We start from the raw sequence: 25,063 nt of genomic DNA on the forward strand, positions 1-25,063 counted from the left end.
TACAAAGAGTGACAGCACCCTCGCGCCCCGCCCCTCACCCGGCAGGCCCTACGCTAGAAGGCTGACCGACCCCCATGCGCAGGAGAGAAATGGCCGTCAACCTGGTCAATGTCGAGAACGTCAGCAAGGTGTACGGCACCCGTACCCTCCTCGACGGCATCTCGCTCGGCGTGTCCGAAGGGGACCGGATCGGGGTCGTGGGCCGTAACGGCGACGGCAAGACCACCCTGATCCGGATGCTCGCCAAGCTGGAGGAGGCCGACTCCGGGCGGGTCACCCACTTGGGCGGGCTGCGCATGGGCGTCCTCACCCAGCACGACTCCCTCGACCCGGCCGCGACCGTGCGGCACGAGGTCATCCGGGACATGGCCGACCACGAGTGGGCGGGCAACGCCAAGGTCAGGGACGTGCTGACCGGCCTGTTCGGCGGCCTCGACCTGCCCGGGTTCCCGCAGGGGCTCGACACCGTCATCGGACCGCTCTCCGGCGGTGAGCGCCGCCGGATCGCGCTCGCCAAGCTGCTCATCGAGGAACAGGACATGATCGTCCTCGACGAGCCGACGAACCACCTCGACGTCGAGGGCATCTCCTGGCTCGCCGACCACCTCCGCACCCGCCGCTCGGCGCTCGTGTGCGTCACCCACGACCGCTGGTTCCTCGACCAGGTCTGCACGCGCATGTGGGACGTCCAGCGCGGTGACGTCCACGAGTACGAGGGCGGCTACTCCGACTACGTCTTCGCGCGCGCGGAGCGGGAGCGGATCGCCGCGACCGAGGAGGTCAAGCGGCAGAACCTGGTCCGCAAGGAGCTGGCCTGGCTGCGGCGCGGCGCCCCCGCGCGCACCTCGAAGCCGCGCTTCCGCGTCGAGGCCGCCAACGAGCTGATCAAGGACGTGCCACCGCCCCGCGACAGCAGCGAGCTGATGAAGTTCGCCTCCTCGCGGCTCGGCAGGACGGTCTTCGACCTCGAGGACGTCTCCGTGCAGGCCGGACCCAAGGTGCTGCTCAAGCACGTCACCTGGCAGCTCGGCCCCGGCGACCGCATCGGCCTGGTCGGCGTCAACGGCGCCGGCAAGACCTCCCTGCTGCGCGCCATGGCCGAGGCCTGGCGCACCGAGGGCGAGACCCAGCCCGCGGGCGGCCGGGTCGCCGTCGGCAAGACCGTGAAGCTCGCCTACCTCTCCCAGGAGGTCGGCGAACTCGACCCGAACCTGCGGGTCCTGGAGGCCGTCCAGCGGGTGCGCGAGCGCGTCGACCTCGGCAAGGGGCGCGAGATGACGGCGGGCCAGCTGTGCGAGACGTTCGGCTTCAACAAGGAGAAGCAGTGGACGCCGGTCGGCGACCTGTCCGGCGGTGAGCGGCGCCGGCTCCAGCTGCTGCGGCTGCTGATGGACGAGCCGAACGTCCTCTTCCTCGACGAGCCCACCAACGACCTCGACATCGAGACCCTCACCCAGCTGGAGGACGTCCTCGACGGCTGGCCCGGCTCGATGATCGTCATCTCCCACGACCGGTTCTTCGTCGAGCGCACCACCGACCGGGTGTTCGCCCTCCTCGGCGACGCCACGCTGCGGATGCTGCCGCGTGGCATCGACGAGTACCTGGAGCGCCGGGCGCGCATGGAGGAGGCCGCGGCCGCCTCCGCCCCGGCGGCCGCGCCCAAGCCGGCCACGACCGAGAAGAGCGCCGCCGACCAGCGCGCCGCCAAGAAGGAACTCCAGCGGATCGAACGCCAGTTGGACAAGATCTCGGAGCGCGAGGCCAAGCTGCACGCCCGGATCGCCGACAACGCCACCGACTTCGCGAAGGTCGCCGAACTCGACGCGGAGCTGCGCGGACTGGCCGGGGAGCGGGAGGACCTGGAGCTGCGCTGGCTGGAACTCGCCGAGGACGCGTAGCACTTACACGCGCGCGCGTGGACCCCGTGAAGGGGGCGTGAAGGCGCATAACAAGGGCATCACGGGCCGGTCCTCCCTTGGGAACAGGGGTGGATCCGGCCCGATTTGGTGTCCGGGCCGGGTGATACAAAGGGCTGGCCAAAAATCAGTGACAAGGGGGAACACGCTGATGGCCCAGCCGCCTGATCAGCCGCCGCAGCAGGGCGGTTTCGGAGCACCGCAGATGCCGCCCCAGCCGCAGGGCGCGCCCGGGTACGGCTATCCGCAGCAGGCAGGGCCCTACGGCCCGCCGGCCGCACCGGGACCGTACGGACCGCCCCAGCCGCAGGGGCCGTACGGGCAGCCGGGGCCCTATGGGCAGCCCGGCCCCTACGCCCAGCAGCCCCAGCCCGGTTACGGCTATCCCCCCGGCCCGCCCCAGTTCCCCGGCGCCCCCGGCACCCCACCGCCCGGCCCCGGCTCGCGCAACCCCTTCAAGGGGCGCCCCGCGATGGTCGTGGCCGCCGCGGTCGCCGCGCTCCTGGTGATCGGCGGGGTCGTGTTCGCGGTCACCCGCGGCGGCGACGACGGCGGGAAGCCGGTCGCCGACGCGAGCGAGGACCACAAGGGCGCGAGCGACAGCCCGGTCAACCCCGGGGACGGCAGCGGCGACGGCGGCACCGACCCGCAGGACCTCAACGAGGGCCGCAAGGCGGGCGAGGCCAAGGTGCTCTGGTACAAGGAGGCACCGGACGCGCCCGCCGACGGCGCCGAGGCACCCGGCATGTGGATCACCTCGAAGGTGGCGGCGAAGGCGGCGTACAAGGAGGTCGTCGCGTACGACGTGGGCGACGGCAAGCCCGCCTGGGACCCGGTCACGTTCCCCCAGAAGATCTGCTCGGTCACCCAGGACAGGACCGCCGACGACAAGATCGTCGTCGCGTACATGAGCGGCGTCAGCGACCGCGCCCAGTGCAACCAGCTCCAGCAGATCGACCTCGCCACCGGCGCCAAGGGCTGGACCGCCAAGGTCGCGGACGGGCGGCTCTTCGACAGCGTCGGCAGCGACCTCGGGCTGTCCCTCGCCGGCAACACGCTGGTCGTGGGCCGCTCGCAGTCCGGGGTGGCGTACGACGCCCGCACCGGCAAGAAGCTCTACGACATCGAGAAGTACGGCGACTCCTGCTTCCCGAAGGCGTTCGCGGGCGGGGCCCGGCTGGTCATGGTGGCGTCCTGCGCCGCGCTGAAGGCCGACGAGCACGTCGAGCTCCAGGAGCTGGACCCGGCCACCGGCAAGGCGAAGTGGACCCGCAAGCTCGACAAGGGCTGGGAGGTCGAGCGGGTGTACTCCCTCGACCCGCTCGTCGTCTACAGCACCAACGACGACAAGAACAGCTGGAACATCTCGACGTTCAAGGCCGACGGCAGCTTCCGTTCGCAGGTCGGGGTCGACGAGGACTTCGACCCGCAGTGCGGCTGGGCGCTCTTCGACAGCGACCTCACCGGCTGCCTCGGCACGGCGGTCGACGCGGACACGCTCTACCTGCCCACCGACGCGAGCGGCTCCGCCAACGAGATCGTCGCGATCGACCTCGCCACCGGCAAGGAGAAGTGGCGCGTGAAGTCGCCCACCGGCGAGCCGATGGCACCGATGACGACCGAGAGCGGCAAGCTCGTCGCGTACGTCGAGCCGTCCTCCGACGCGGGCGGCCGGGTGGTGTCGATCCCGACGGCCGGATCCGCCCACACCCCGACGACGCTGCTCCAGATGCCCACGGGCACGGTCGACCTCGAGGACGGCTTCTCGGGCGGCGACCGCGCCTGGGCCGACGGCCGTCTCTACCTCTCCTCCACCCAGCTGACCGGCGAGGACGACGGGAAGGAGAAGTTGATGCTCGCCTACGGCAAGTGAGCGGATCCCCTCCACGCCCTTTCCGTCCCGTCGTCCCCAGCGTTTCGCCGAGCGTTCCGCCTCCGCCGAGGAATCCCACACCATGACCCAGCCGCCGCCCCCACCCCCGAACCAGCCCCCGAACCAGCCCCCGCAGCAGGGCGCCTTCGGCCCGCCCGAACCGCCGCAGGACGCGGCACCGCAGGACGCCGTACCGCAGCCGCCCGGGCCGCAGGACGCCGTACCGCAGGCCCCCGCGCCCGAAGGTGCCCCGCCGTTCCGGCCGCCGGCGCCGCCGCCCGCCCCGCCCGAGGGGCCGCAGCTGAGCCGGCCGACCGGCGGCCCCATGCCGCACCAGGCGGCCATGGCGGAGCAGCTGAGGAAGAACGCCGAGGCGGCCCAGGCGCAGGCCCAGGCAGACCAGGGTGCACAGCCGCTCCAGCCCTCCCAGCAGGCTCCTCAGCCCCCGCAGCCGCCCCAGGGCTACGGCTATCCGGCCGCCGCGCCCCAGCCCCAGCCTGGCTATGGGTACCCAGGGGCCCCGCAGGCCCCGCACACCCCCCAGCCCCCGCAGCCCCAGCCCGGTTACGGCTACCCGGCCGCCGCGCCCCAGCCCCCGCAGCCCCAGCCGGGCTACGGGTACCCCGGGGCCGCTCCCCAGCAGCCCTCCCCGTACGGGGCCCCGGGGCCCTACGGGCAGCAGCCCGGCTACGGCTACCCCGGGCAGCCGATGACCGTGCCGATGCAGTCGCACCCGCCCGCCGCCCCGGCAGGGAAGCGGCGGATGAACGCCTCGATGGTGATCATCGTCGCGGCGGTCGCGGCGATCGCGCTGATCATCGGTGGCGGCGTCTGGTACTCGAAGTCCTCCGGCGGCGGCGGACACGACGGCCCCACGACCTCCGGCGGCACCGGCGGCACCGGCGGCGACGACAAGGGCGGGGTCGCCAAGGGCAGCGAGAAGGTGCCCTCCGACCCGGGCGCCAAGGCCCTCTTCCAGCTGCCGATGCCCACCGTCGCCAAGGACGACAGCGTGGCCGTGGACGGCTCCTGGCTGACCGACACGGCGTATGTGAAGAGCGGGGTCGCCGAGATCGTCGGCTACGACCGCGACAAGGGCACGAGGCTGTGGACGGTGAAGCTGCCCGGCCCGGTGTGCGCGGCCAGCCGGCAGACCAACGACGACGGCCGCACCGCGGTCGTCTTCCAGCCGAAGATGCCCCCGAAGGACTCCACGGCCGGCTGCACCCAGGTCGCGGCGATCGACCTGAACGCCGGCAAACAGCTGTGGACGAAGACGGTCGACTCCGGTGACGCCCCGATCGACTTCGACAACGTCACGGTCAGCGCGAACACGGTCGCCGTGGGCAGCACCGACGGCGGCGCCGCCTTCGACATCGCGAGCGGCAAGGTGCTCTGGGCGCCCAAGACCTCCGACACCTGCTACGACGCGGGCTACGGCGGCGGCGCCAAGCTGGTCGCCGTGCGCAAGTGCGGTGCGTACGACGCGCCGCAGCTGCACATCCAGACCATCGACCCCGCCTCCGGGAAGGTGATCTCCGAGTACAAGATGGCCACCGACATCGAGTACGCGGGCGTGGTCTCGACGGACCCGCTGGTCGTGGCCGCCGACGTCGGCGACAACGCCGGTGACGGCAGCGGCATCTCGGACTTCTTCTCCATCGACAACAAGACCGGCGAGCTGCGCACCCGGATCTCCGCGCCGGGCGACGAGTACGCGGCCGAGTGCGACAGCATCGACACGCCCGAGGCCTGCACGGGCCTGACCGTCGGCAACGACCGGCTGTACGTCGCGACCGAGGAGCGCGACGACAACGGCGACGGCGCCCGCGGCAACTCGATCGTCGCCTTCGACCTCGCCACCGGCAGGCAGACCGGTCAGCGCGCCGACTCCGGCACCGACTACACGCTCTTCCCGCTGCGGATGGACGGCGGCAACGTGCTCGCCTACAAGGAGCCGCCGTACGACAAGGGCGGACAGGTCGTCAGCATCGACGGCGGCTCGTTCAAGGAGACCACGCTGCTGGAGAACACGGACTCCGAGGACGCCCGGGAGATGGAGAGCGACATGTCCCCCGAGTACTCGGAGATCCTGTACGCCGACGGCCGGATGTATCTGGCGGCCACCTACGCCGACGCCGGCACCGGCGGCGACAAGGGGTACCTGGCGATCGCGTTCGGCACCTCCGGCTGAGCCGTTGCGGCCCGCCCGGACGCACGGCCCCGCCCCTGCTCAGGGGTGGGGCCGTGCACTTACCGCTCATCACCCTCGAATGCGAGGAATTTCGACGATCCGGGGCACTTCTCGCCGGTAGGGGGAGCGCAACGTCGAACAAGCGTGTAGCTTCCGGGGGCATGAAGGACGGGGTGCCGGGGGGCACCTTTTGTCTGTTGTGACAGTTCTGTTGTGTTCCGTCTTGTTGTGTTCCGTGGGGGGACTGGGGGGTTGCCGATGGGAGTGCGGCTGATGGTGGTCGACGACCACCGACTGCTCGCCGAGGCGCTGGCCTCGGCGCTGAAGCTGCGGGGGCACCGGGTGCTCGCCGCGGCGGCGCCCGCCGCGGGGGCGGCGGAGCTGGTGATCACCCGGGCGCCGGAGGTGTGTCTGCTCGGGACGGCGGCCCCGGCCGAGCCGGGCATCTTCGACCCGGTGGTCCGGATCAAGCGGGAGCGCCCGCAGGTGGCGGTCCTGGTCCTCGGGCCGGTGCCCAGCCCCCGGGGCATCGCCGCCGCGTTCGCCGCGGGCGCCTCCGGCTATGTGCGCCACGACGAGCGCATCGAGGGCGTCGAGCGGGCCATCATGAAGGCGAGGGCGGGGGAGGCCGCGGTCGCCCCGCAGCTCCTCCAGGGCGCCTTCGGTGAACTCCTCAACCCCGCCGCGCAGCCGGACGACGAAGGGCAGCGGCTCCTTCAGATGCTCACCCCGCGCGAGGTCGAGGTCCTGGTCCGGGTCGCCGACGGCGAGGACACCCGGCTCATCGCGGCCGGCATGGGCATCGCCCCCTCCACGGCCCGCACCCATGTCCAGCGCGTCCTCATGAAACTCGGCGTCGGCTCCCGCCTGGAGGCAGCGGCCCTGGCCGCCCGCACCGGCCTCCTCGACCGCGCGGGCCCCTTGACCCTCACCCGCACAGACCCCGACGATGCACCTTAGCCCCGCCGGACCCTCGACCGCGCCGGACCCCCAGCCCCGCCCGGTCCGTAGCCGCGCCGGGCCCCGGCCGAGCCGGCCCCCAGCCATGCCTGGTCCGTAACCGTGCCTGGCCCTCGGCCGCGTCCGGCTCTCGGCCGCGTCCGGCTCTCGGCCGTGCCTGGTCCGTAACCGTGCCGGCCCCCCGGCCGTGCCCGGCCCTCGGCTGCGCCGGGCCCCAGCCATGCCCGGTCCTTAGCCGCGCCGGGCCCTCGGTTATGCCGGGCCCTCGGTTATGCCGGGCCCTCGGTTATGCCGGGCCCTCGGCTGCGTCGGGCCCCAGCCACGCCCGGTCCGTAGCCGAGCCGGGTCCGTAGCCGTGCCTGGCTCTCGGCCGAGCCGGGTCCGTAGCCGTGCCTGGCTCTCGGCCGAGCCGGGTCCGTAGCCGTGCCTGGCTCTCGGCCGAGCCGGGTCCGTAGCCGAGCCCGGCCCTCGGCCATGTCCGCCCCCAGCCGTGCCCGGCCCCCAGCCCCGCCCGGCCCCCGCCCAGCCCCGCCCGCGCCCGGCCCTCAGCCCCACCCGGCCCCCGCCCAACCCGCCGCGCCCGTCAGTCGTCCCTGGTCTGCGGTTGCGCCATTCGTGTGGGGCTCCGTGGCCCTCCTTGACCGTCCCCGCGCACCCTTCCTAGGGTCGCGACGGTCAAGGAGACAAAGGGGACGCATCGTGGACCACGACACCGCGGTGCCCGGCCGCCGGGCGTTCCTGACGGGCACCGCCGCCCTGTCCGCCGCCCTCGCGGCCTGCGGCGGGCCGCCCTCCACCAACGACACCGGCGCCGACGGCCCCGACCGCACCCTCACCGCGGTGATCGGCTACGGCAACGACGGCAGCTGGGACCCCACCCGCACGGCGTCCGCCTTCGCGACGGCCGCGAACGCCCACCTCTACGAGGGGCTCGTCGACACCGACCCGGTCACCCGCGCCCCCTACCCCGCCCTCGCGACACAGCTGCCCGAGGACCCCGCGGCCACCGTCTGGCGGTTCACGCTCCGGCCCGGCGCCCTCTTCCACGACGGCAGCCCCGTCACCGCCGACGACGTCGCCTTCGTCTACGAACGGATCCTGGACCCCGGCACCGACACCCTCGCCCGGGGCTTCTTCACGACCTGGCTCGCCGGCGTCCGCACGGTCGACACCCGCACCGTGGAACTCCACCTCCGCTTCCCCTTCCCCGACGGCCTCCCCCGCCTCACCCTCGCCAAGATCATGCCCCGGCACGTCTTCGCCCGGCCCGGCGCCTGGGACGACGCGGTCCGGGGACTCGCGGTCGGCTCCGGACCGTACCGGCTGACCGCCCACCACCCGAAGTCGAACACCGCCTTCGAGGCGTTCGCCGCCTACAACGGCCCCCGCCCACCCGCCTTCCGGAGGATGAACTGGCTGACGATCGTCGACGCCGCCTCCCGCGTCGCCCGCATCTCCGGCGTGAGCGCCGGCGCGCAGATCGCCGACAACATCCCCTACGCCCACGTCCCCTGGCTCCGGCGCCGCGGCCTCACCGTCGCGGGCGCCTCCGGCATGAACAACCTGTTCCTGATGTTCAACACCCGCCACCGCCCCTTCGACGACGTACGCGTACGCCAGGCGCTGCACTTCGCCGTCGACGCCGAGCGGATCGTCGACGTCGCCCTCAAGGGGCACGGCAGACCGGCCACGTCCTTCCTGGACGAGGGCAACCCCGCCCACCGCCCCGCGCGCACCGTCTACCACCACGACCCCGCACGCGCGCGTGCCCTGCTGCGGGCCGCCGGCGTGCACCGGCTGAAGGTCGAACTGCTCGCCGTGAACGTGAGCTGGGTCCTCGACTGCCTGCCCACCGTCAAGGCGTCCTGGGACGCGATCGGCGTCGAGACGACCCTCGCCCCGCAGGAGACCACGGCCGTCTTCACCAAGCTGGACCAGAGGAGGGACTACCAGGTGGTCGCCGCCGCCTCCAACGCCAACCAGTTCGGCCTCGACGCCGACCTGATCCTCCGCCACACCTACGGCCCCCACAACCAGTGGACGCGCTACGCCCGCTGGGCGGACCACCCCGTCGCCCGGCGCCTGTTCGCCGCCCTGGACCGCGCCACCCGCGAACCCGACCCGCCCCGCAGGACCGCGCTGCTCGGCGACTGTCTCGACACCGTCGCCGAACAGGCCGTCCTCTACCCGGTCGTCCACAACGAACTGATGACCGCCTGGGACCCGCGCCGGCTCACCGGCGTCCCCGCCCAGCCCTACCCCGGCCTCAACCTCCTCCAGGCCGGATGGGCCTGACGGCATGACGGCCGTCCTGCGGATCCTGCTGCGCCGCGTCGCCCTCCTGGTGCCACTGCTGCTCGGCGTCGCGCTGTTCGTGTTCGTGCTGATGCGGTTCTCCGACGCCGACCCCGCCTCCGCCTTCTTCCAGGGCGCCGACCCCACCCCGCGCCAGCTGCACGACTTCCGCGCACGCAACGGACTTCTCGACCCGCTGCCCGTGCGGTACGTCCACTTCGTCGGCGACCTCCTCCACGGCGACCTCGGCACCAGCGCCCTCACCGGCGCCCGGGTCGCCGACCAGATCGCCACCGCGCTGCCGCTCACCCTCCAGCTGACCCTCCTCGGCCTCTCCCTCGCCGTCGTCCTCGCCCTGACCGGCGGGATCGCGGCCGCCGTGTACCGCGACTGCTTCCCCGACCAGGCCATCCGGGTCCTCTCCCTGGTCGGGGTGGCCGCGCCCGGGTTCTGGCTGGCGCTGCTGATGATCCAGTACCTGGCCGTGGGCCGGGGCTGGTTCCCGGCCGGCGGGTACGTCAACCCCGCCGACTCCCTCACCGGCTGGCTGCGCGCGCTGGCGCTGCCCGCGCTCGCCCTGTCCCTGCCGGTGGCGGCCCAGCTCACCCGGATCGTCCGGACCTCGGTGGTGGAGGAACTGGACAAGGACTACGTCCGCACCGCGATCGGCGCCGGGCTCCCGCCCCGCGTGGTCGTCGGCCGCAACGTGCTGCGCAACGCCCTGACGAACCCGCTGACCGTGCTCGGGCTGCGCGTCGGTCACCTGCTCGGCGGCGCCGTCGTCATCGAGACCGTCTTCGCCCTGCCCGGCATGGGCAAACTGATGATCGACGCCGTGCAGAACGGCGACCCGGCCGTCGTCCAGGGCGTCGTCCTCACCACCGCCACCGGCTTCGTCGTCGTCAACCTCCTCATCGACCTCCTCCACCTCCTCGTCAACCCACGTCTGAGGGCGGCCTGATGCCCACCCGCGCCCGCCTCGCCGTCGGCTTCCTGACGGCCGTCGCCCTCGCCGCCGTCCTGGCCCCGCTCCTCGCCCCGTACGACCCGCTCGACCAGCAGGACCCCGTCGACGGCACCGGACACCCCTCCGCCACCCACTGGATGGGCCAGGACAGCCTCGGCCGGGACATCCTCAGCAGACTCCTGTACGGCGCCCGCTGGTCCCTCGCGATCGGGCTCGGCGCCACCGCGCTCGCCCTGGCCGCCGGCGCGTTCCTCGGGGCACTCGCCGCGACCTCCCGGCGGCGGGTCGACGAGACGCTGATGCGGGCCCTGGACGTGGTGATGGCCTTCCCGGGCATCGCCCTGGCCGCCGTGCTCGTCGCCGTCTTCGGCGGCGGCATCACCGTCCTGACCTGCGCGATCGCCTTCCTGTTCACCCCGGCGGTGGCCCGCCTCGTCCGCGCCGACGTCCTCGACCAGTACGGCGAGGACTATGTGACGGCCGAACGCCTCCTCGGCGCCCGCACCCCGCACATCGTGCTGCGGCACGTCGCGGTCAACTGCGCGGCACCGGTGCTCGTGTTCTGCACGGTCCAGGTCGCCGACGCGATCGTCTTCGAGGCCTCGCTGTCCTTCGTCGGCGCGGGCGTACGGCCCCCGGACCCGTCCTGGGGCAGCGTCATCGCCGACGGCCGCTCCATGGTGCTGACCGGCGGCTGGTGGGCGACCGTCTTCCCCGGACTGCTGATGCTGGTCACCGTCCTGGCGCTCACCCTCCTGTCGGAGGGCGTCTCCGACGCCTGGGCGGCCCCGGCGGCCCGCCGCACGACCACGACCACGACCATGACCACCGCACCGGAGGACCGCGCCGCGACGGCGGACCCGGCGGCGCCCGGCGCCGCGGTACACCCGCTGCCCGGGCTCGCCGACGCCGCCCGGCGGCTGCGCGCCCGCGCCCGGCCCCCGGTGGACCGCGGCGCCGGGCCCGTACTGGAGGTGGAGGACCTCGCGGTCGGCTTCCCCGACCGGCACCGCGGCGTGGACGTCGTCGACGGGGTGGGCTTCGCGGTGTACCCCGGCGAGGTGCTGGGCCTGGTCGGCGAGTCCGGCAGCGGCAAGTCGCTGACCGCGCTCACCGTCATGGGCCTCCAGCCGCGGCACGCGCGCGTGCGCGGCCGGATCCTCTTCCAGGGCCGGGACCTGCTCACCCGGTCGCCCCGGGCCCGGCGCCGGCTCCTCGGCCACGAGATGGCGATGGTCCACCAGGACGCGCTGTCCGCGCTCAACCCGGCGATGACCGTCCGCGCCCAGCTCGGCCAGCTCGTCCGGCGCGGGGGCCGCCGTACCCCCGAGGACCTGCTGGCCATGGTCGGCCTCGACCCGGCGCGCACCCTGCGCAGCCGGCCGCACGAACTCTCCGGCGGACAGCGCCAGCGCGTCCTCCTCGCCATGGCCCTCTCCCGCGACCCCTCCCTGATCGTCGCCGACGAGCCCACCACCGCCCTCGACGTCACCGTGCAGGCCCAGATCATGGAACTGCTGCTGAGGCTGCGCGCGGAACGGGGCTTCGCGCTCGTCCTCGTCTCGCACGACCTCGCCCTCGTCGCCGAGGTCACCGACCGGGTCGCGGTGATGTACGGCGGGCGGATCGTGGAGACCGGCCCGACGCCCGATCTGCTCGCGGCCCCGGCCCACCCCTACACCCGCGGCCTGCTCGCCGGCGTCCTCTCCCTGGAGTCCGCCGACACCCGGCTGACCCGGATCGCCGGCGTCGTACCGGCGCCCGCGGACTTCCCGCCGGGCTGCCGCTTCGCCGACCGCTGCCCGACCGCCACGACGGTCTGCCTCGCCACCCCGCCCCTGCGCCCGGCCGCGCCCCACCCCGGGGGCGCGGCCGGCCCCGGCCCCTTCCACGCCGTCGCCTGTCACCACCCCGCCGTGGAACCCACCCCCGAGCCGGAGAGCGAGGCCGTGTCATGACCGCCGTGGTGGAGCTGCGGGACGCGCACGTCGTGCACCGGGCCCGGGGCGGCCCCTTCGGCCGGGACCCGCTGTACGCGCTCACCGGCGCCGATCTCACCGTCGCGCCCGGGGAGGCGGTCGGCGTGGTCGGCGAGTCGGGATGCGGGAAGTCGACGCTGGCCCAGGTGCTCGTGGGCATCCGGCGGCCCACCTCCGGCACGGTCCTCCTCGGGGGCCGCGACCTGTGGGCGATGCCCGCCGGCGAACGCCGCGTCACGGTCGGCGCGGGCACCGGCATGGTCTTCCAGGACTCCTCGACCGCCCTCAACCGCCGGCTGACCGTACGGCGGATCCTGCGCGACCCGATGGACGTCCACCGGCGCGGCGGCACCGCCGAACGCGAGGCACGCGTGCGTGAGCTGATGGCCCTCGTCGGGCTGCCCGCGGCCCTCGCCGACGCGCTGCCCGGACAGCTCTCCGGCGGCCAGCGCCAGCGCGTCGCCGTCGCCCGCGCGCTCGCCCTCGACCCCGCGCTGCTCGTCGCCGACGAACCCACCAGCGCCCTCGACGTCTCCGTCCGCGCCCAGATCCTCAACCTCCTGCTCGACCTGCGCGAACGCCTCGGTCTCGCCCTGGTGTTCGTCTCCCACGACATCCAGACCGTCCGGCGGATGAGCGACCGGGTGATCACCATGTACCTCGGCCGGATCGTCGAGGAGGCCCCGGCCGGCCGGATCACCGGCGAGGCCCGGCACCCGTACACCCGCGCCCTGTTCTCCGCCACGCCCAGCCTGCTGCGCCCGCTCGTCCCGATCCCGCTGACCGGCCCGGTGCCGTCGGCGACCCGGCCGCCGAGCGGCTGCCCGTTCCGCACCCGCTGCTGGCGGGCGGACGCCGTGTGCGTGCGAGAGATGCCCGGGTTCTCGGCCGCGTCGTCGCCCGGACACCGCTACCGCTGCCACCATCCTGTGCAGGAGAACGAGTCGACCGACGACCTCGTACGCGAGAGCCTGCCCAGGGAGCTGCGATGACCCTGCCCGCCCCGCCCGCCGGAGTGATCCCGCCGGTCTGCACCCCCCTGACCCCGGACCGCGAGGTGGACGTCCCCTCGCTGTGCCGGCTCGTCGACCACCTCCTGGAGGGCGGAGTGGACGGGCTGTTCGTGCTCGGCTCCACCTCGGAGGTCGCGTTCCTCACCGACCGGCAGCGCCGGCTGGTCACCGAGACCGTCGTCGGGCACGTGGCGGGCCGGGTGCCCGTCCTGGCCGGCGCCGTCGACATGACCACGTCCCGGGTGCTGGACCACGTCGCGGCGGCGGAGGCGGCGGGCGCGGACGCGGTCGTCGTCACCGCGCCGTTCTACACCCGCACCCACCCCGCCGAGATCGCCCGCCACTACCGGCTTCTCGCCGAGCGCGGCGGCCTCCCGGTGATCGCCTACGACATCCCGGTCGCCGTGCACACCAAGCTGCCCGCCGCACTCGTCCTGGAGCTGGCCTCCGAGGGCGTGCTGGCCGGTCTGAAGGACTCCAGCGGCGATCTGGCCGGCTTCCGCGAGGTCGCCGCCGGCGCCCGCGACCTGCCCGGCTTCGGCGTCCTCACCGGCTCCGAGCTGCTGGTCGACGCGGCGCTGGCGCTGGGCGCGGACGGCGCGGTACCCGGTCTGGCCAACGTGGACCCGCACGGGTACGTCCGGCTGGTGCGCCGGTGCCGGGCGGGCGACCCGGAGGGGGCGCGGGCCGAACAGGAGCGGCTGTACGCCCTGTTCGGCATGGTGTCCGTCGCCGACCCGGCCCGGATGGGCGCGGGCTCGGCGGCCCTGGGCGCGTTCAAGACGGCCCTGCATCTGCGCGGTGTCATCGACTGCCCCGCGACGGCCGAGCCCCAGATCCCGCTGTCCCCCGAGGAGACCGAGGGAGTGGCCAAGTTCCTGGCGGCGGCGGGGCTCCTCTAGCGCCTCACTCGGAGGGTGTGTCCCCCGGTGCCGGCAGCGGCGGGGCCGGGGCCGACGCCGGGCGCAGCCACAGCCACACCAGGAAGAAGACGCCGAGGGCCAGCATCCCGAGGCCGGTCCAGAGGTTGATGTTGATGCCCTGGGCCTTGTCGATCTCGGCGTCGCTGTCGGTCAGGCCGGTCAGCGTGAGGATGACGCCGTACAGGACGAACAGGCCGCCGATGATGCGGCGCAGGTCGAAGAGGCGGGCCGCGGTCGTCGACTGCTGCTCCAGCTCGGTGATCTCGCGCTGGAGCTCGGCCTCGGAGTACCCGGCGCGCCGCAGCCGCTCGGCGGCCTCGTGGCGTTCCTCGGGTTCGAAGTGCTCGGACATGGTCTCTCCAGTCTCCCGCGGTCTCCCGCTCGCGGGCTCAGAACGAGAACGGGATGTAGCAGGCCGCCGCCAGGATCACGGCCCCCCAGCCCAGCAGCGCGGGCCTGCGGTACCAGGCGTCGTCGCCGGCCGCCGGGGGTTCGGCCATGCCGGGGGAGCGGGTGCCGTAGACCAGGCCCTGGAGCTCCTCGTCGGGCTTGGGCGCGGTGAACAGCGAGACCGCCACCATGACGACCGCCCCCGCGACGAATCCGGCGATCGCGGAGACGAAGTTCGCGCCCTGGTCGGTGGGGATGCCGATGACGTCCTGCTTGTAGAGGACGAAGTAGTTGACCATCGCCGCGGTGGTGCCGGCGAGCAGGCCCCAGAAGCCCGACTTCATCGACGCCCGCTTCCAGAACATCCCGATGATGAAGACCACGAACATGGGGACGTTGAAGAAGGAGAACAGCGTCTGGAGGTAGCTCATGATGTTGGAGAAGGACGAGGCCAGGAAGGCCGTCCCGACCGAGGCGGCGACCCCGATCGCGGTGATCAGCCGGCCGAAGCGGACGTAGTAGGCGTCCTCGCGGCCGCGCACCACGTACTTCGCCCAGATGTCGGTGGTGAACACCGTGTTGAAGGAGGACACGTTGGCCGCCATGCCGGCCATGAACGCCGCGAGCAGCCCGGTCACCGCGATGCCGAGCACGCCGTTGGGCAGCAGCTCCACCATCAGGAACGGGATCGCGTCGTTGTACTGGTAGCCCGACCTGTCGGTGCCGAAGCCCGGGATCAGGGCCGCCGCGACCAGCCCGGGGATCATCACCAGGAAGACGATGAAGATCTTGGGGTACGCCGCGATGAGCGGGGTGCGCTGGGCCGCGGAGAGGTTCTTCGCGGACAGGGCGCGCTGGACCTCGGCGAAGTTCGTCGTCCAGTAGCCGAAGGAGAGGACGAAGCCGAGGCCGAGCACGATGGTGAGCCAGTTCGCGCCCAGCGGGTTCGCGCTGCCGATGCCGGTGCCGCCCCAGGCGGTGGTGAAGTTCTCCCCGTGGGTCGCGGTCAGCTTGTCGGTGAGGCCGTCCCAGCCGCCGACCCGCTTCAGGCCGAGCACGGACAGCGGGATCAGCGCGGCCAGGATCACGAAGAACTGGAGCACCTCGTTGTAGATCGCCGAGGACAGGCCGCCCAGGGTGATGTACGCGAGGACGAAGAAGCCCGCGACCACGATGGCCACCCACTGCGGCCAGCCCAGCAGGGCCTCGACGACGATCGCCAGCGCGTAGAGGTTGACGCCCGCGATGAGGATCGCGGCGAAGGCGAAGAGGGCCGAGCTGAGCAGATGGGCGCCGCGGTCGAAGCGCAGCAGCAGGAACTCGGGCACCGAGCGGACCTTGCTGCCGTAGTAGAACGGCATCATCACCAGACCCAGGAACACCATCGCGGGGATGGCGCCGATCCAGTACCAGTGCACGGTGTAGGCGCCGTACTGGGCGCTGTTCGCGGCCATGCCGAGGATCTCGGTGGCGGCGAGGTTGGCCGAGATGAACGCGAGGCCGGTGATCCAGGCGGGCAGCGAGCGCCCGGAGAGGAAGAAGTCGAGGCTGGTCCTCACCGACTTGCGGGCGGCGAGGCCGATGCCGAGGACGACGACGAAGTAGATGCCGAGGATCGTGTAGTCGAGCGCGTTCGTGGGGAGCCGCAGCTCGGCTGCCAGCCGCACGGAGTCTGTGGGGGTCTGCATCCGTAGCTCACCTTGTCTGGTGGTCTTTGTTTGGTTGTGGGGGGTTACTTCCCGCGCGTGTTTATGTTTCTATGTGTTCGGTTCTGTTTGATGAGTACTTACTTGGCAATGGAGAGTCGCGGTGAAGAAGACCTCGACCCGGCTGGCCGACGGTCGTGAGCTGATCTACTACGACCTGAAGGACGACTCGGTGCGCGACGCGGTGGACCGGCGCCCGCTGGATCCCACGGTCACCACTTCGGAGGTACGCCGGGACCCGCTGCTGGGCGACTCGGTCGCGATCGCCTCCCACCGGCAGGGGCGCACCTACCACCCGCCGGCCGACGAATGCCCCCTGTGTCCCTCCCAGGGCGACCGGCTCAGCGAGATCCCGGACTCGTCGTACGACGCCGTCGTCTTCGAGAACCGCTTCCCCTCGCTGGCCGGCGACTCCGGGCGGTGCGAGGTGGTCTGCTTCACCTCCGACCACAACGCGTCCTTCGCCGACCTCACCGAGGAGCAGGCGCGTCTCGTCCTCGACGCCTGGACGGACCGGACCTCCGAGCTGTCGCATCTGCCCTCCGTCGACCAGGTGTTCTGCTTCGAGAACCGGGGTGCCGAGATCGGTGTGACCCTGGGTCACCCGCACGGGCAGATCTACGCCTACCCGTTCACCACCCCCCGCACCGCCCTGATGCTGCGTTCGGTCGCCGCGCACAAGGAGGCCACCGGCGGGGAGAACCTCTTCGACGCCGTGCTCGAGCGTGAACTCGCCGGCGAGCGGGTCGTCCTGGAGGGTGAACACTGGGTCGCCTTCGTGCCGTACGCGGCGCACTGGCCGTACGAGGTGCACCTGTACCCCAGGCGGCGGGTGCCCGACCTGCTCGCGCTCGACGAGGAGGCCCGCACAGAGTTCCCCCAGGTCTACCTGGAACTCTTGAGGCGCTTCGACCGTATCTTCGGTGAAGGTGAACCGCCCACGCCCTACATCGCCGCCTGGCACCAGGCGCCGTTCGGCGCGCTGGAGGAGTTCGACGGCGTCAACCGCGACGACTTCGCGCTCCACCTCGAGCTTTTCACCATCCGCCGGACGTCCGGCAAGCTGAAGTTCCTCGCGGGCTCCGAATCCGGCATGAACGTCTTCATCAACGACGTGCCACCGGAGCGCGCGGCCGAGCGACTGCGAGAGGTAGCGAGTTCATGAAGTACCTGGTGACCGGAGGGGCCGGCTACGTCGGCGGCGTCGTCGCCCAGCACCTGCTGGAGGCGGGGCACGAGGTCGTCGTCCTCGACAACCTCTCCACCGGCTTCCGCGAGGGCGTCCCCGCCGGAGCCGCCTTCGTCGAGGGCGACATCCGCGACGCCGCCAAGTGGCTCGACGCCTCCTTCGACGCCGTGCTGCACTTCGCCGCGTCCTCGCAGGTCGGCGAGTCCGTCGTGAAGCCCGAGAAGTACTGGGACAACAACGTCGGCGGCACCATGGCCCTGCTCGCCGCCATGCGCGAGGCCGGCGTGCGCAAGCTCGTCTTCTCCTCCACCGCCGCCACCTACGGCGAGCCCGAGCAGGTCCCGATCGTCGAGACCGCGCCGACGAAGCCCACCAACCCCTACGGGGCCACCAAGCTCGCCGTCGACCACATGATCACCGGCGAGGCCGCGGCGCACGGCCTGGGCGCGGTCTCCCTGCGGTACTTCAACGTCGCGGGCGCGTACGGGGCGCACGGCGAGCGCCACGACCCCGAGTCGCACCTCATCCCGCTCGTCCTCCAGGTCGCCCAGGGCCGCCGCGAGGCCATCTCCGTCTACGGCGACGACTACCCGACCACCGACGGCACCTGCGTGCGCGACTACATCCACGTCGCCGACCTCGCCGAGGCCCACCTCCTCGCCGTCGCCGCCGCCACCCCGGGCGAGCACCTCATCTGCAACCTGGGCAACGGCAACGGCTTCTCGGTCCGCGAGGTCATCGAGACCGTCCGCGAGGTCACCGGTCACCCGATCCCCGAGATCGTGGCCCCCCGCCGGGGCGGCGACCCGGCCGTCCTGGTCGCCTCCGCGGCCACCGCCCGCGAACGGCTGGGCTGGAACCCGTCCCGCGCGGACCTCGCCGGAATCGTCGCGGACGCCTGGGAGTTCGCGCAGCACATCGCAAGGGAGCAGTAGTGGGGGCAGCAGTGGCGGCACAGGAAGTGCGTGAGGCGTTCGCCGGGCTGTACGGCGCCGAGCCCGACGGGGTGTGGGCCGCGCCCGGCCGCGTCAACCTCATCGGTGAGCACACCGACTACAACGACGGCTTCGTGATGCCCTTCGCGCTGCCCCACCAGGCGCTCGCCGCGGTCTCCCGCCGCGCGGACGGCGTCCTGCGCCTGCACTCCTCCGACATCGAGGGCGGCGTCGCCGAGCTCCGCCTCGACGACCTCGTCCCGGAGTCCGACGCGAACTGGACGGCGTACCCGGCCGGGGTCGTCTGGGCGCTGCGCGAGGCCGGCCACCCGGTCACCGGCGCCGACATCCATCTGACCTCGACGGTCCCGACCGGCGCGGGCCTCTCCTCGTCGGCGGCGATCGAGGTCGTCGTGGCCCTCGCCCTGAACGACCTCTACGAACTGGGCCTCCAGCGCTGGCAGCTCGCCCGCCTGTGCCAGCGCGCGGAGAACGTCTACGTCGGCGCCCCCACCGGGATCATGGACCAGACGGCCTCGGCCTGCTGCGAGGAGGGCCACGCCCTCTTCCTCGACACCCGCGACCTCTCCCAGAAGCAGATCCCGCTCGACCTCGCGGCCGAGGGGATGCGGCTGCTGGTCGTGGACACCCAGGTCAAGCACTCCCACAGCACCGGCGAGTACGGCAAGCGGCGCGAGGGCTGCGAGAAGGGCGCCGCCCTGCTCGGCGTCGACGCGCTGCGGGACATCCCCTTCGCCGACCTGGACGAGGCCCTCGCCCGGCTCGGCGACGAGGAGGAGGTCCGCCGCCTGGTCCGCCACGTCGTCACCGAGGACGCCCGCGTCGAACGCACGGTCGCCCTGCTGGAGGCCGGGGACACCCGCGCCGTCGGCCCGGTCCTCACCGAGGGCCACGCCTCCCTGCGCGACGACTTCCGGGTCTCCTGCCCCGAGCTGGACCTGGTCGTCGACACCGCCGTCGCCCATGGCGCCCTCGGCGCCCGGATGACCGGCGGCGGCTTCGGCGGCTCCGCGATCGTCCTCACCGACGCCACCGAGGTCGACACCCTCACCAAGGCGATCGAGGAGGCCTTCGCGGCGGCCGGCCACACCGCTCCCCGCGTCTTCGAGGCGGTCCCGTCGCCGGGAGCGCGCCGCCTGATCTGACCTCCGTCTCCCTGTCTCAGCCCAGCCGCTTGGTCAGCGTGTACTCCGTGATCCCCGGCGGATAGTCCTCGATCACGCACACCACGTCGTAGCCCAGGCGCCGGTAGAAGTCCGGCGCCTGGAAGTCCCAGGTCTCCAGACGGACGTGACGGCAGCCGCGCTCCTCGGCGGCGACGCGTTCCGCCTCGGCGAGGAGCCGGCTGCCGAGCCCGGCACCGCGGTGGCGTTCGTCGACCCAGAGGTGGGCGACGTGCAGCCAGGTCGTCCAGGTGTGGCCGACCAGCCCGCCCGTGAGGTCACCGGCCGCGTCCGAGGCCCACACGTGCAGCGGGGTCTCCCGTTCGGCGGGCGTTCCGCGCAGCGCCCGCAGGACGGGGGAGGCCGCCGTGTTGGTGTCGCGGAGTCGCGAGCGAAGAAGATCGCGCCTCGTGCTGTCGACTTCTGTCTCAAGACGAAACATGCGGCACACCATAAACGCCCTGGCCAACCAGTTCTGCGTTTTTCCTTCCGCTGCCCGCCCACAGCCCTACCCTGATGAACAGCACCGGTGGGGGCCGGTGCCGATCAGGGGGCGAGACAGTCGGGTACGACGCCCGGAGTCGGGGTAGCAGTCTCTGCACGGCGGCGGCCGTGCGGTGACCCGTATCCCCTCCGGGCGTCGTACCCGCGCCGGTCGTCGTTCTCCGTCTTTCAGGACCTTGGGGTATCCCCGGCTCCGGACAGGGGCCTGGGGAAGGGGGTTTCGTGGTTCGCATCCGAGTCCTGGTCGTCGACGACCATCGCATCTTCGCCGAGTCGCTCGCCGCGGCGCTCGCCGCGGAGCCGGACGTCGACGTCTCCGCGGCCGGCAGCGGCCCCGCGGCGCTGCGCAGCCTGGAGCGCGCGGCCGCCGAGGGGCGCCGCTACGACGTGCTGCTCGTCGACGCCGATCTCGGCGCCGGAGCGGGAGCGGGGGGTGGTCCGGGCGGTGCGCTGCCCGGCATACGGCCCGCCGTGCCGGTGCACGAGGTGGGCGAGGACGGGTTCGTCGACGGGATCTCCCTCGTCGCGGGGGTCCGCTCCGGCCAGCCCCATGTCCGGGTCGTGGTCCTCGCCGAGAAGGACGACCCGCGCCGCGCCGCGCTCGCCCTCCAGGCCGGGGCCTCGGGGTGGGTGGCCAAGGACTGCTCGCTGTCGCGGCTGCTCACCGTCATCCGCGGGGTGCTCCGCGAGGAGACCCATCTGCCGCCCGCCCTGCTCACCGGCGTCCTGCGCGAACTGACCGCCGCCCGCAAGCACCGCACCGAGAGCGAACGGCTCGTGGAGTCCCTCACCCCGAGGGAACGCGAGGTGCTCCGGTGCATGGTGGCGGGCCTGGGGCGCAAGGCCGTCGCCGAGCGCCTCTTCCTGTCCCCGCACACCGTCCGCACCCATATGCAGAACGTCCTCGGCAAACTGGGCGTCCACTCCACCCTCGCCGCCGTCGCCCTGGCCCGCAGGGCGGGCGTGGGGCCGGTGGACCTAGCCGGGGATGTTGTCGAACGGGGCGGTCAGCTGGCGTAGCAGGGCGGCCAGTTCGCCGCGCTGGGCGTGCGAGAGCTCGGCCAGGATCGCCCGTTCCTGGTCGAGCAGCCCGGCCAGCGCCTGGTCGGCGCGGTCCTTGCCGTCGTCCGTGAGACGGACGAGCACCCCGCGCCGGTCGCTCGGGTCCGGCAGCCGCTCCACCAGGCCCTTCTTCGCGAGCCGGTCGATCCGGTTCGTCATCGTGCCCGACGTCACCAGCGTCTGCGTCAGCAGCTGCCCGGGGGAGAGCTGGTAGGGCGCCCCCGCGCGCCGCAGCGCGGTCAGCACGTCGAACTCCCAGGGCTCCAGCTGATGCTCGGAGAACGCCAGCCGGCGCGCCCGGTCCAGATGCCGGGCCAGTCTGCTCACCCGGCTGAGTACTTCCAGCGGCTCCACGTCGAGGTCCGGGCGCTCCCGGCGCCACGCTGCGACCAGCCGATCGACCTCGTCCTCCATGGCGATCAGTGTAGTGGTTGTGTCGACATGAAGTCTCTTCAGATCAAGTCTCTTCAAGTCAAGTCTCTTGATATCGAGTCTCTTGACATCGAGAGAAATATGGGGGGAGGGTTACGGGTATGACGACCAACCCCTCCTGGAACCCCGCCCAGTACCTCCGTCACGCCGGCCACCGCGCCCGCCCCTTCCACGACCTCCTCGCCCGCGTCCCCGGCCTCCCCGGCGACCCGCCCCGCATCGCCGATCTCGGCTGCGGCCCCGGCAACGTCACCGCCGTCCTCGCCGACCGCTGGCCCACCGCCCGCATCACCGGCTACGACAACTCCCCGCAGATGCTCGCCGACGCCGCCGCACACGCCGGCCCGCTCCTCGACTTCGCCCACGCCGACCTCACCACCTGGACCCCCGGCGAGACCTACGACCTGCTGATCTCCAACGCCGCCCTGCACTGGGTCCCCGGCCACCTCGACGCCCTCCCCGCCTGGCTCGACGGCCTCGCCCCCGGCGGCACCCTCGCCTTCCAGGTCCCCCACAACACCGACGCCCCCCTGCACGCCCTCATGCGCGCCCTCGGCGACACCCCCCGCTGGAAGGACCGCCTCGCCCACGTCCTGCGCCCCGCGGACTCCGTCCACGCCCCCGGCGTCTACCTCGACCGCCTCGCCCGCCTCGGCTGCGCCACCGACGTCTGGACGACGACGTACCACCACGTCCTCACCGGCGAGGACCCCGTCCTCGACTGGGTCAAGGGCACCGGACTGCGCCCCGCCCTCGACGCCCTCGCCGACGACCCCGAGGCCCGGGACGCCTTCGTCACCGAGTACCGCGACCTGCTCCGCGAGGCCTACCCGCGCACCCCGTACGGCACCGTCCTGCCCTTCCGCCGTCTGTTCGCCGTGGCCGTCAAGGGGGCGTGATGATCACCGCCGTCGACCACGTCCAGCTCGCCGCCCCGCCCGGCACCGAGGACCTCCTGCGCCCCTTCTACACCGACGTCCTCGGCATGACCGAGATCCCCAAGCCCGGCGTCCTCGCCGCACGCGGCGGCTGCTGGTTCCGGGCCGGCGCCGTACAGATCCATGTGGGGGTGGAACGGGACTTCCGGCCGTCGGCCAAGGCCCACCCGGGACTCCGGGTCACCGCCATCGCCGCCTACGCCGACCGGCTCCGGTCCCACGGAGTGGACCTCACCTGGGACGACGACCTCCCCGGCCACGACCGCTTCTACGCCCGCGACCCCGTCGGCAATCGTCTGGAGTTCCTCGAATCCCGTGTTTGAGGAGGGCCGCACACGGCCACTCGGACGACATCGACACCACCGACGGCCGACGAACCGAGGAGTGTGAACACCATGGCACGCGACCAGAAGGCCAAGGCGAAGAAGGAACAGCTCAAGGGCAAGGCCAAGGAGGTCACCGGCCGGGCGATGCACGACCTGCCGCTGGAGGCCGAGGGCCGCGCCGAACAGGCCAAGGGCGACGCCCGCCAGGCGAAGGAGAAGACGAAGGACGCCTTCAAGCACTGACCCCGGGTTCCGACCGTGTCCCCGCCGGTCCCGGGCCGGCGCTACGCCTTGCGGCGGCCTATCAGATGCGGTTTCGCCTCCAGCCCGTCCAGCCCGTGCCAGGCCAGATTGACCAGATGGGCCGCGACCTCGGCCTTCTTCGGACGCCGTACGTCCAGCCACCACTGGCCGGTCAGCGCCACCATCCCCACCAGCGCCTGCGCGTACAGCGGCGCCAGCTTGGGATCGAAGCCGCGGCTCTTGAACTCACGCCCCAGGATGTCCTCCACCTGGGTGGCGATGTCCGAGATCAGCGAGGCGAAGGACCCCGTCGACTGCGGGATCGGCGAGTCCCGGACCAGGATCCGGAACCCGTCCGTGTACTCCTCGATGTAGTCGAGGAGCGCGAAGGCCGCCTGCTCGCACAGCTCGCGGGGATGACCGGCGGTCAGCGAGCTGGTCACCATGTCCAGCAGCCGCCGCATCTCCCGGTCCACGACGACCGCGTACAGCCCCTCCTTGCCGCCGAAGTGCTCGTACACCACCGGCTTGGAGACCCCGGCCTTCGCCGCGATCTCCTCCACCGACGTGGCCTCGAAGCCCTTCGCCGCGAACAGGGTGCGACCGATCTCCAGCAACTGCTGGCGACGCTCGGCCCCCGTCATCCGGGTGCGCCGGGCGCGCCGCGGCTTCGCTTCGCCGCCGGGACTGGGGGTACTGCTGGAGTCGGTCGCCACGGCGTCAATCATGCCGCCTTCGCGGCCGCCTTCCGGCGCCGGGAGCCGTCCGCATCCGTGTTGCGACGCGAATCGATACGCGAGCGTGACGGCCAGCGCACGTCGTACGCCCATCCGCACATCTCGAACCAGCGGATCAGCCGCGCCGAGGAGTCGAGCTGTCCCCGCATCACACCGTGCCGCGCCGACGTCGGATCCGCGTGGTGCAGGTTGTGCCAGGACTCACCGCAGGACAGCACGGCCAGCCACCACACGTTGCCCGAGCGGTCCCGCGACTTGAAGGGGCGCCTGCCCACCGCGTGACAGATCGAGTTGATCGACCAGGTGACGTGGTGCAGCAGCGCCACCCGCACCAGCGACCCCCAGAAGAACGCCGTGAACGCGCCCCACCAGGACATCGTCACCAGCCCGCCCACCAGCGGCGGGATCGCCAGCGACAGCATCGTCCAGAAGATGAACTGCCGGGAGATCGCCCGGATCGCCCCGTCCTTGATCAGATCCGGCGCGTACTTGTCCTGCGGGGTCTGCTCCTCGTCGAACATCCAGCCGATGTGCGCCCACCACAGGCCCTTCACCAGCGCCGGGACCGTCTCCCCGAACCGCCACGGCGAATGCGGGTCGCCCTCCGCGTCCGAGAACTTGTGGTGCCTGCGGTGATCCGCCACCCAGCGCACCAGCGGCCCCTCCACCGCCATCGACCCCATCACCGCCAGCGCGATCCGCAGCGGCCGTTTCGCCTTGAAGGAACCATGGGTGAAGTAGCGGTGGAAACCGATCGTGATGCCGTGACAGCCCAGGTAGTACATGAAGACCAGCAGGCCCAGGTCCAGCCAGCTGACCCCCCACCCCCAGGCCAGCGGTACCGCCGCGAGCAGCGCCAGGAACGGAACGATGATGAAGAGGAGAAGGGTGATCTGCTCCAGCGAACGCTTCTGCTCGCCACCGAGCGTCGCGGAGGGAAGTGGAGCGCCGTCGTTCGCCTTCGGGGCGTCGTCGATCACATCGGAGCGCGTGGTCATGGGGCGTCCCCTGGGGGGTTCGAGGGAGTTGTGGCAGGTCGCCGGGTCACGGCCACCTCACGCAGGATGCCGTGTACAGCTTCCTACGGTTCCGTAACCTACGGCATCGTAAGTATGGCAGTGCCCTGCCCGGCGGCAAGAGCCCGACCGTCTGCGCGTCCCGTCCGCCACCTATCCTTGGAGGCGGTCGGACAGCGCGGTCCGCTCTGTTTTCTTCCCGGATGTCCGGCCCGTATGCGGCACCCGCCGCCGCCAGGACGGTCCCGGGCCCGCCCAGACGAGCTTCACCACTGCAAGGA

22 protein-coding genes are annotated in these 25,063 nt (G+C 72.4%); 16 read left to right on the plus strand and 6 right to left on the minus strand.

Going from position 1 to position 25,063, the window contains the following annotated elements; translation table 11 throughout:
- Window positions 1–89: 89 nt before the first annotated feature.
- The 9 genes from ABZ490_RS19635 (at window position 90) to ABZ490_RS19675 (ending at window position 14,099) form a co-directional block, all read left to right on the plus strand.
- Entirely contained in the window at window positions 90–1,898 is a 1,809-nt protein-coding gene (locus ABZ490_RS19635; RefSeq protein WP_358991505.1) for an ABC-F family ATP-binding cassette domain-containing protein, read from the plus strand.
- Between the two features lie 169 nt (window positions 1,899–2,067).
- A complete protein-coding gene (locus ABZ490_RS19640) occupies window positions 2,068–3,789 on the plus strand; it encodes a PQQ-binding-like beta-propeller repeat protein (RefSeq protein WP_358991508.1) in 1,722 nt (573 codons plus the stop codon).
- 82 nt (window positions 3,790–3,871) lie between these two features.
- Complete coding sequence (locus tag ABZ490_RS19645; RefSeq protein WP_358991511.1) at window positions 3,872–5,983, plus strand: PQQ-binding-like beta-propeller repeat protein; 2,112 nt, start codon at window positions 3,872–3,874, stop codon at window positions 5,981–5,983.
- 258 nt (window positions 5,984–6,241) lie between these two features.
- Window positions 6,242–6,943 (plus strand): response regulator transcription factor, encoded by a 702-nt coding sequence (locus ABZ490_RS19650; RefSeq protein ID WP_358991514.1) that lies wholly within the window; start codon window positions 6,242–6,244, stop codon window positions 6,941–6,943.
- Window positions 6,944–7,642: 699 nt separating this feature from the next.
- A complete protein-coding gene (locus tag ABZ490_RS19655; RefSeq protein ID WP_358991517.1) occupies window positions 7,643–9,238 on the plus strand; it encodes an ABC transporter substrate-binding protein in 1,596 nt (531 codons plus the stop codon).
- A 4-nt stretch (window positions 9,239–9,242) separates the two neighbouring features.
- The gene (locus ABZ490_RS19660) at window positions 9,243–10,199 is read left to right on the plus strand and encodes an ABC transporter permease (RefSeq protein ID WP_358991520.1); all 957 of its coding nucleotides are present in this window, start codon (window positions 9,243–9,245) and stop codon (window positions 10,197–10,199) included.
- On the plus strand, window positions 10,199–12,163 hold the full coding sequence (locus tag ABZ490_RS19665; RefSeq protein ID WP_358991523.1) for a dipeptide/oligopeptide/nickel ABC transporter permease/ATP-binding protein: 1,965 nt from the start codon (window positions 10,199–10,201) through the stop codon (window positions 12,161–12,163). The genes ABZ490_RS19660 and ABZ490_RS19665 overlap by 1 nt, the downstream gene beginning before the upstream one ends.
- Window positions 12,160–13,176: an ABC transporter ATP-binding protein gene (locus ABZ490_RS19670; protein WP_358991526.1), complete on the plus strand. Its 1,017-nt coding sequence runs from the start codon at window positions 12,160–12,162 to the stop codon at window positions 13,174–13,176. The genes ABZ490_RS19665 and ABZ490_RS19670 overlap by 4 nt, the downstream gene beginning before the upstream one ends.
- A complete protein-coding gene (locus tag ABZ490_RS19675; protein WP_358991529.1) occupies window positions 13,173–14,099 on the plus strand; it encodes a dihydrodipicolinate synthase family protein in 927 nt (308 codons plus the stop codon). The genes ABZ490_RS19670 and ABZ490_RS19675 overlap by 4 nt, the downstream gene beginning before the upstream one ends.
- A 4-nt stretch (window positions 14,100–14,103) precedes the next feature.
- On the opposite strand, the gene ABZ490_RS19680 is transcribed toward ABZ490_RS19675, so the two are convergent.
- Both ABZ490_RS19680 and ABZ490_RS19685 read right to left on the minus strand, forming a co-directional pair.
- Entirely contained in the window at window positions 14,104–14,472 is a 369-nt protein-coding gene (locus ABZ490_RS19680; RefSeq protein WP_358991532.1) for a hypothetical protein, read from the minus strand.
- Window positions 14,473–14,509: 37 nt separating this feature from the next.
- Window positions 14,510–16,198, minus strand: a complete 1,689-nt coding sequence (locus ABZ490_RS19685) for a sodium:solute symporter family protein (RefSeq protein WP_358991535.1) — start codon at window positions 16,196–16,198, stop codon at window positions 14,510–14,512.
- 121 nt (window positions 16,199–16,319) lie between these two features.
- On the opposite strand from ABZ490_RS19685, the gene galT reads away from it, so the two are divergent.
- Genes galT through galK form a run of 3 tightly spaced genes read left to right on the plus strand, consistent with a single transcriptional unit; the run spans window position 16,320 to window position 19,506 of the window.
- Window positions 16,320–17,381: a galactose-1-phosphate uridylyltransferase gene (gene galT, locus ABZ490_RS19690; RefSeq protein ID WP_358991538.1), complete on the plus strand. Its 1,062-nt coding sequence runs from the start codon at window positions 16,320–16,322 to the stop codon at window positions 17,379–17,381.
- Window positions 17,378–18,340, plus strand: coding sequence for a UDP-glucose 4-epimerase GalE (gene galE / locus ABZ490_RS19695; protein ID WP_358991541.1), 963 nt, complete (start codon window positions 17,378–17,380; stop codon window positions 18,338–18,340). The genes galT and galE overlap by 4 nt, the downstream gene beginning before the upstream one ends.
- Window positions 18,340–19,506, plus strand: a complete 1,167-nt coding sequence (galK, locus tag ABZ490_RS19700; RefSeq protein ID WP_358991544.1) for a galactokinase — start codon at window positions 18,340–18,342, stop codon at window positions 19,504–19,506. Before galE ends, galK begins: the two co-directional genes overlap by 1 nt.
- A gap of 16 nt (window positions 19,507–19,522) precedes the next feature.
- Here galK and ABZ490_RS19705 read toward each other — a convergent pair whose 3' ends face one another.
- Window positions 19,523–19,978, minus strand: coding sequence for a GNAT family N-acetyltransferase (locus ABZ490_RS19705; protein WP_358991863.1), 456 nt, complete (start codon window positions 19,976–19,978; stop codon window positions 19,523–19,525).
- A 272-nt stretch (window positions 19,979–20,250) separates the two neighbouring features.
- Here ABZ490_RS19705 and ABZ490_RS19710 point away from each other — a divergent pair, with 272 nt between their 5' ends.
- Window positions 20,251–21,048, plus strand: coding sequence for a response regulator transcription factor (locus tag ABZ490_RS19710; RefSeq protein WP_358991547.1), 798 nt, complete (start codon window positions 20,251–20,253; stop codon window positions 21,046–21,048).
- On the opposite strand, the gene tamR is transcribed toward ABZ490_RS19710, so the two are convergent.
- On the minus strand, window positions 21,007–21,504 hold the full coding sequence (gene tamR / locus ABZ490_RS19715) for a MarR family transcriptional regulator TamR (RefSeq protein WP_055636625.1): 498 nt from the start codon (window positions 21,502–21,504) through the stop codon (window positions 21,007–21,009). The two genes, ABZ490_RS19710 and tamR, sit on opposite strands and share 42 nt — an antisense overlap.
- A 119-nt stretch (window positions 21,505–21,623) precedes the next feature.
- Here tamR and ABZ490_RS19720 point away from each other — a divergent pair, with 119 nt between their 5' ends.
- From ABZ490_RS19720 to ABZ490_RS19730, 3 genes are all read left to right on the plus strand, one after another.
- Window positions 21,624–22,421: a trans-aconitate 2-methyltransferase gene (locus tag ABZ490_RS19720; protein ID WP_358991551.1), complete on the plus strand. Its 798-nt coding sequence runs from the start codon at window positions 21,624–21,626 to the stop codon at window positions 22,419–22,421.
- Window positions 22,421–22,783, plus strand: a complete 363-nt coding sequence (locus ABZ490_RS19725) for a glyoxalase (protein ID WP_358991554.1) — start codon at window positions 22,421–22,423, stop codon at window positions 22,781–22,783. Before ABZ490_RS19720 ends, ABZ490_RS19725 begins: the two co-directional genes overlap by 1 nt.
- A 72-nt stretch (window positions 22,784–22,855) precedes the next feature.
- Window positions 22,856–23,029, plus strand: coding sequence for a CsbD family protein (locus tag ABZ490_RS19730; protein WP_358991557.1), 174 nt, complete (start codon window positions 22,856–22,858; stop codon window positions 23,027–23,029).
- Between the two features lie 41 nt (window positions 23,030–23,070).
- Here ABZ490_RS19730 and ABZ490_RS19735 read toward each other — a convergent pair whose 3' ends face one another.
- Both ABZ490_RS19735 and ABZ490_RS19740 read right to left on the minus strand, forming a co-directional pair.
- Window positions 23,071–23,757, minus strand: a complete 687-nt coding sequence (locus ABZ490_RS19735; protein WP_067251129.1) for a TetR/AcrR family transcriptional regulator — start codon at window positions 23,755–23,757, stop codon at window positions 23,071–23,073.
- Window positions 23,754–24,764, minus strand: a complete 1,011-nt coding sequence (locus ABZ490_RS19740; RefSeq protein WP_358991560.1) for an acyl-CoA desaturase — start codon at window positions 24,762–24,764, stop codon at window positions 23,754–23,756. The genes ABZ490_RS19735 and ABZ490_RS19740 overlap by 4 nt, the downstream gene beginning before the upstream one ends.
- Window positions 24,765–25,063: the final 299 nt, after the last annotated feature.

It is taken from the genome of Streptomyces sp. NPDC005811 (assembly GCF_040630405.1).
Taxonomy (GTDB): domain Bacteria; phylum Actinomycetota; class Actinomycetes; order Streptomycetales; family Streptomycetaceae; genus Streptomyces.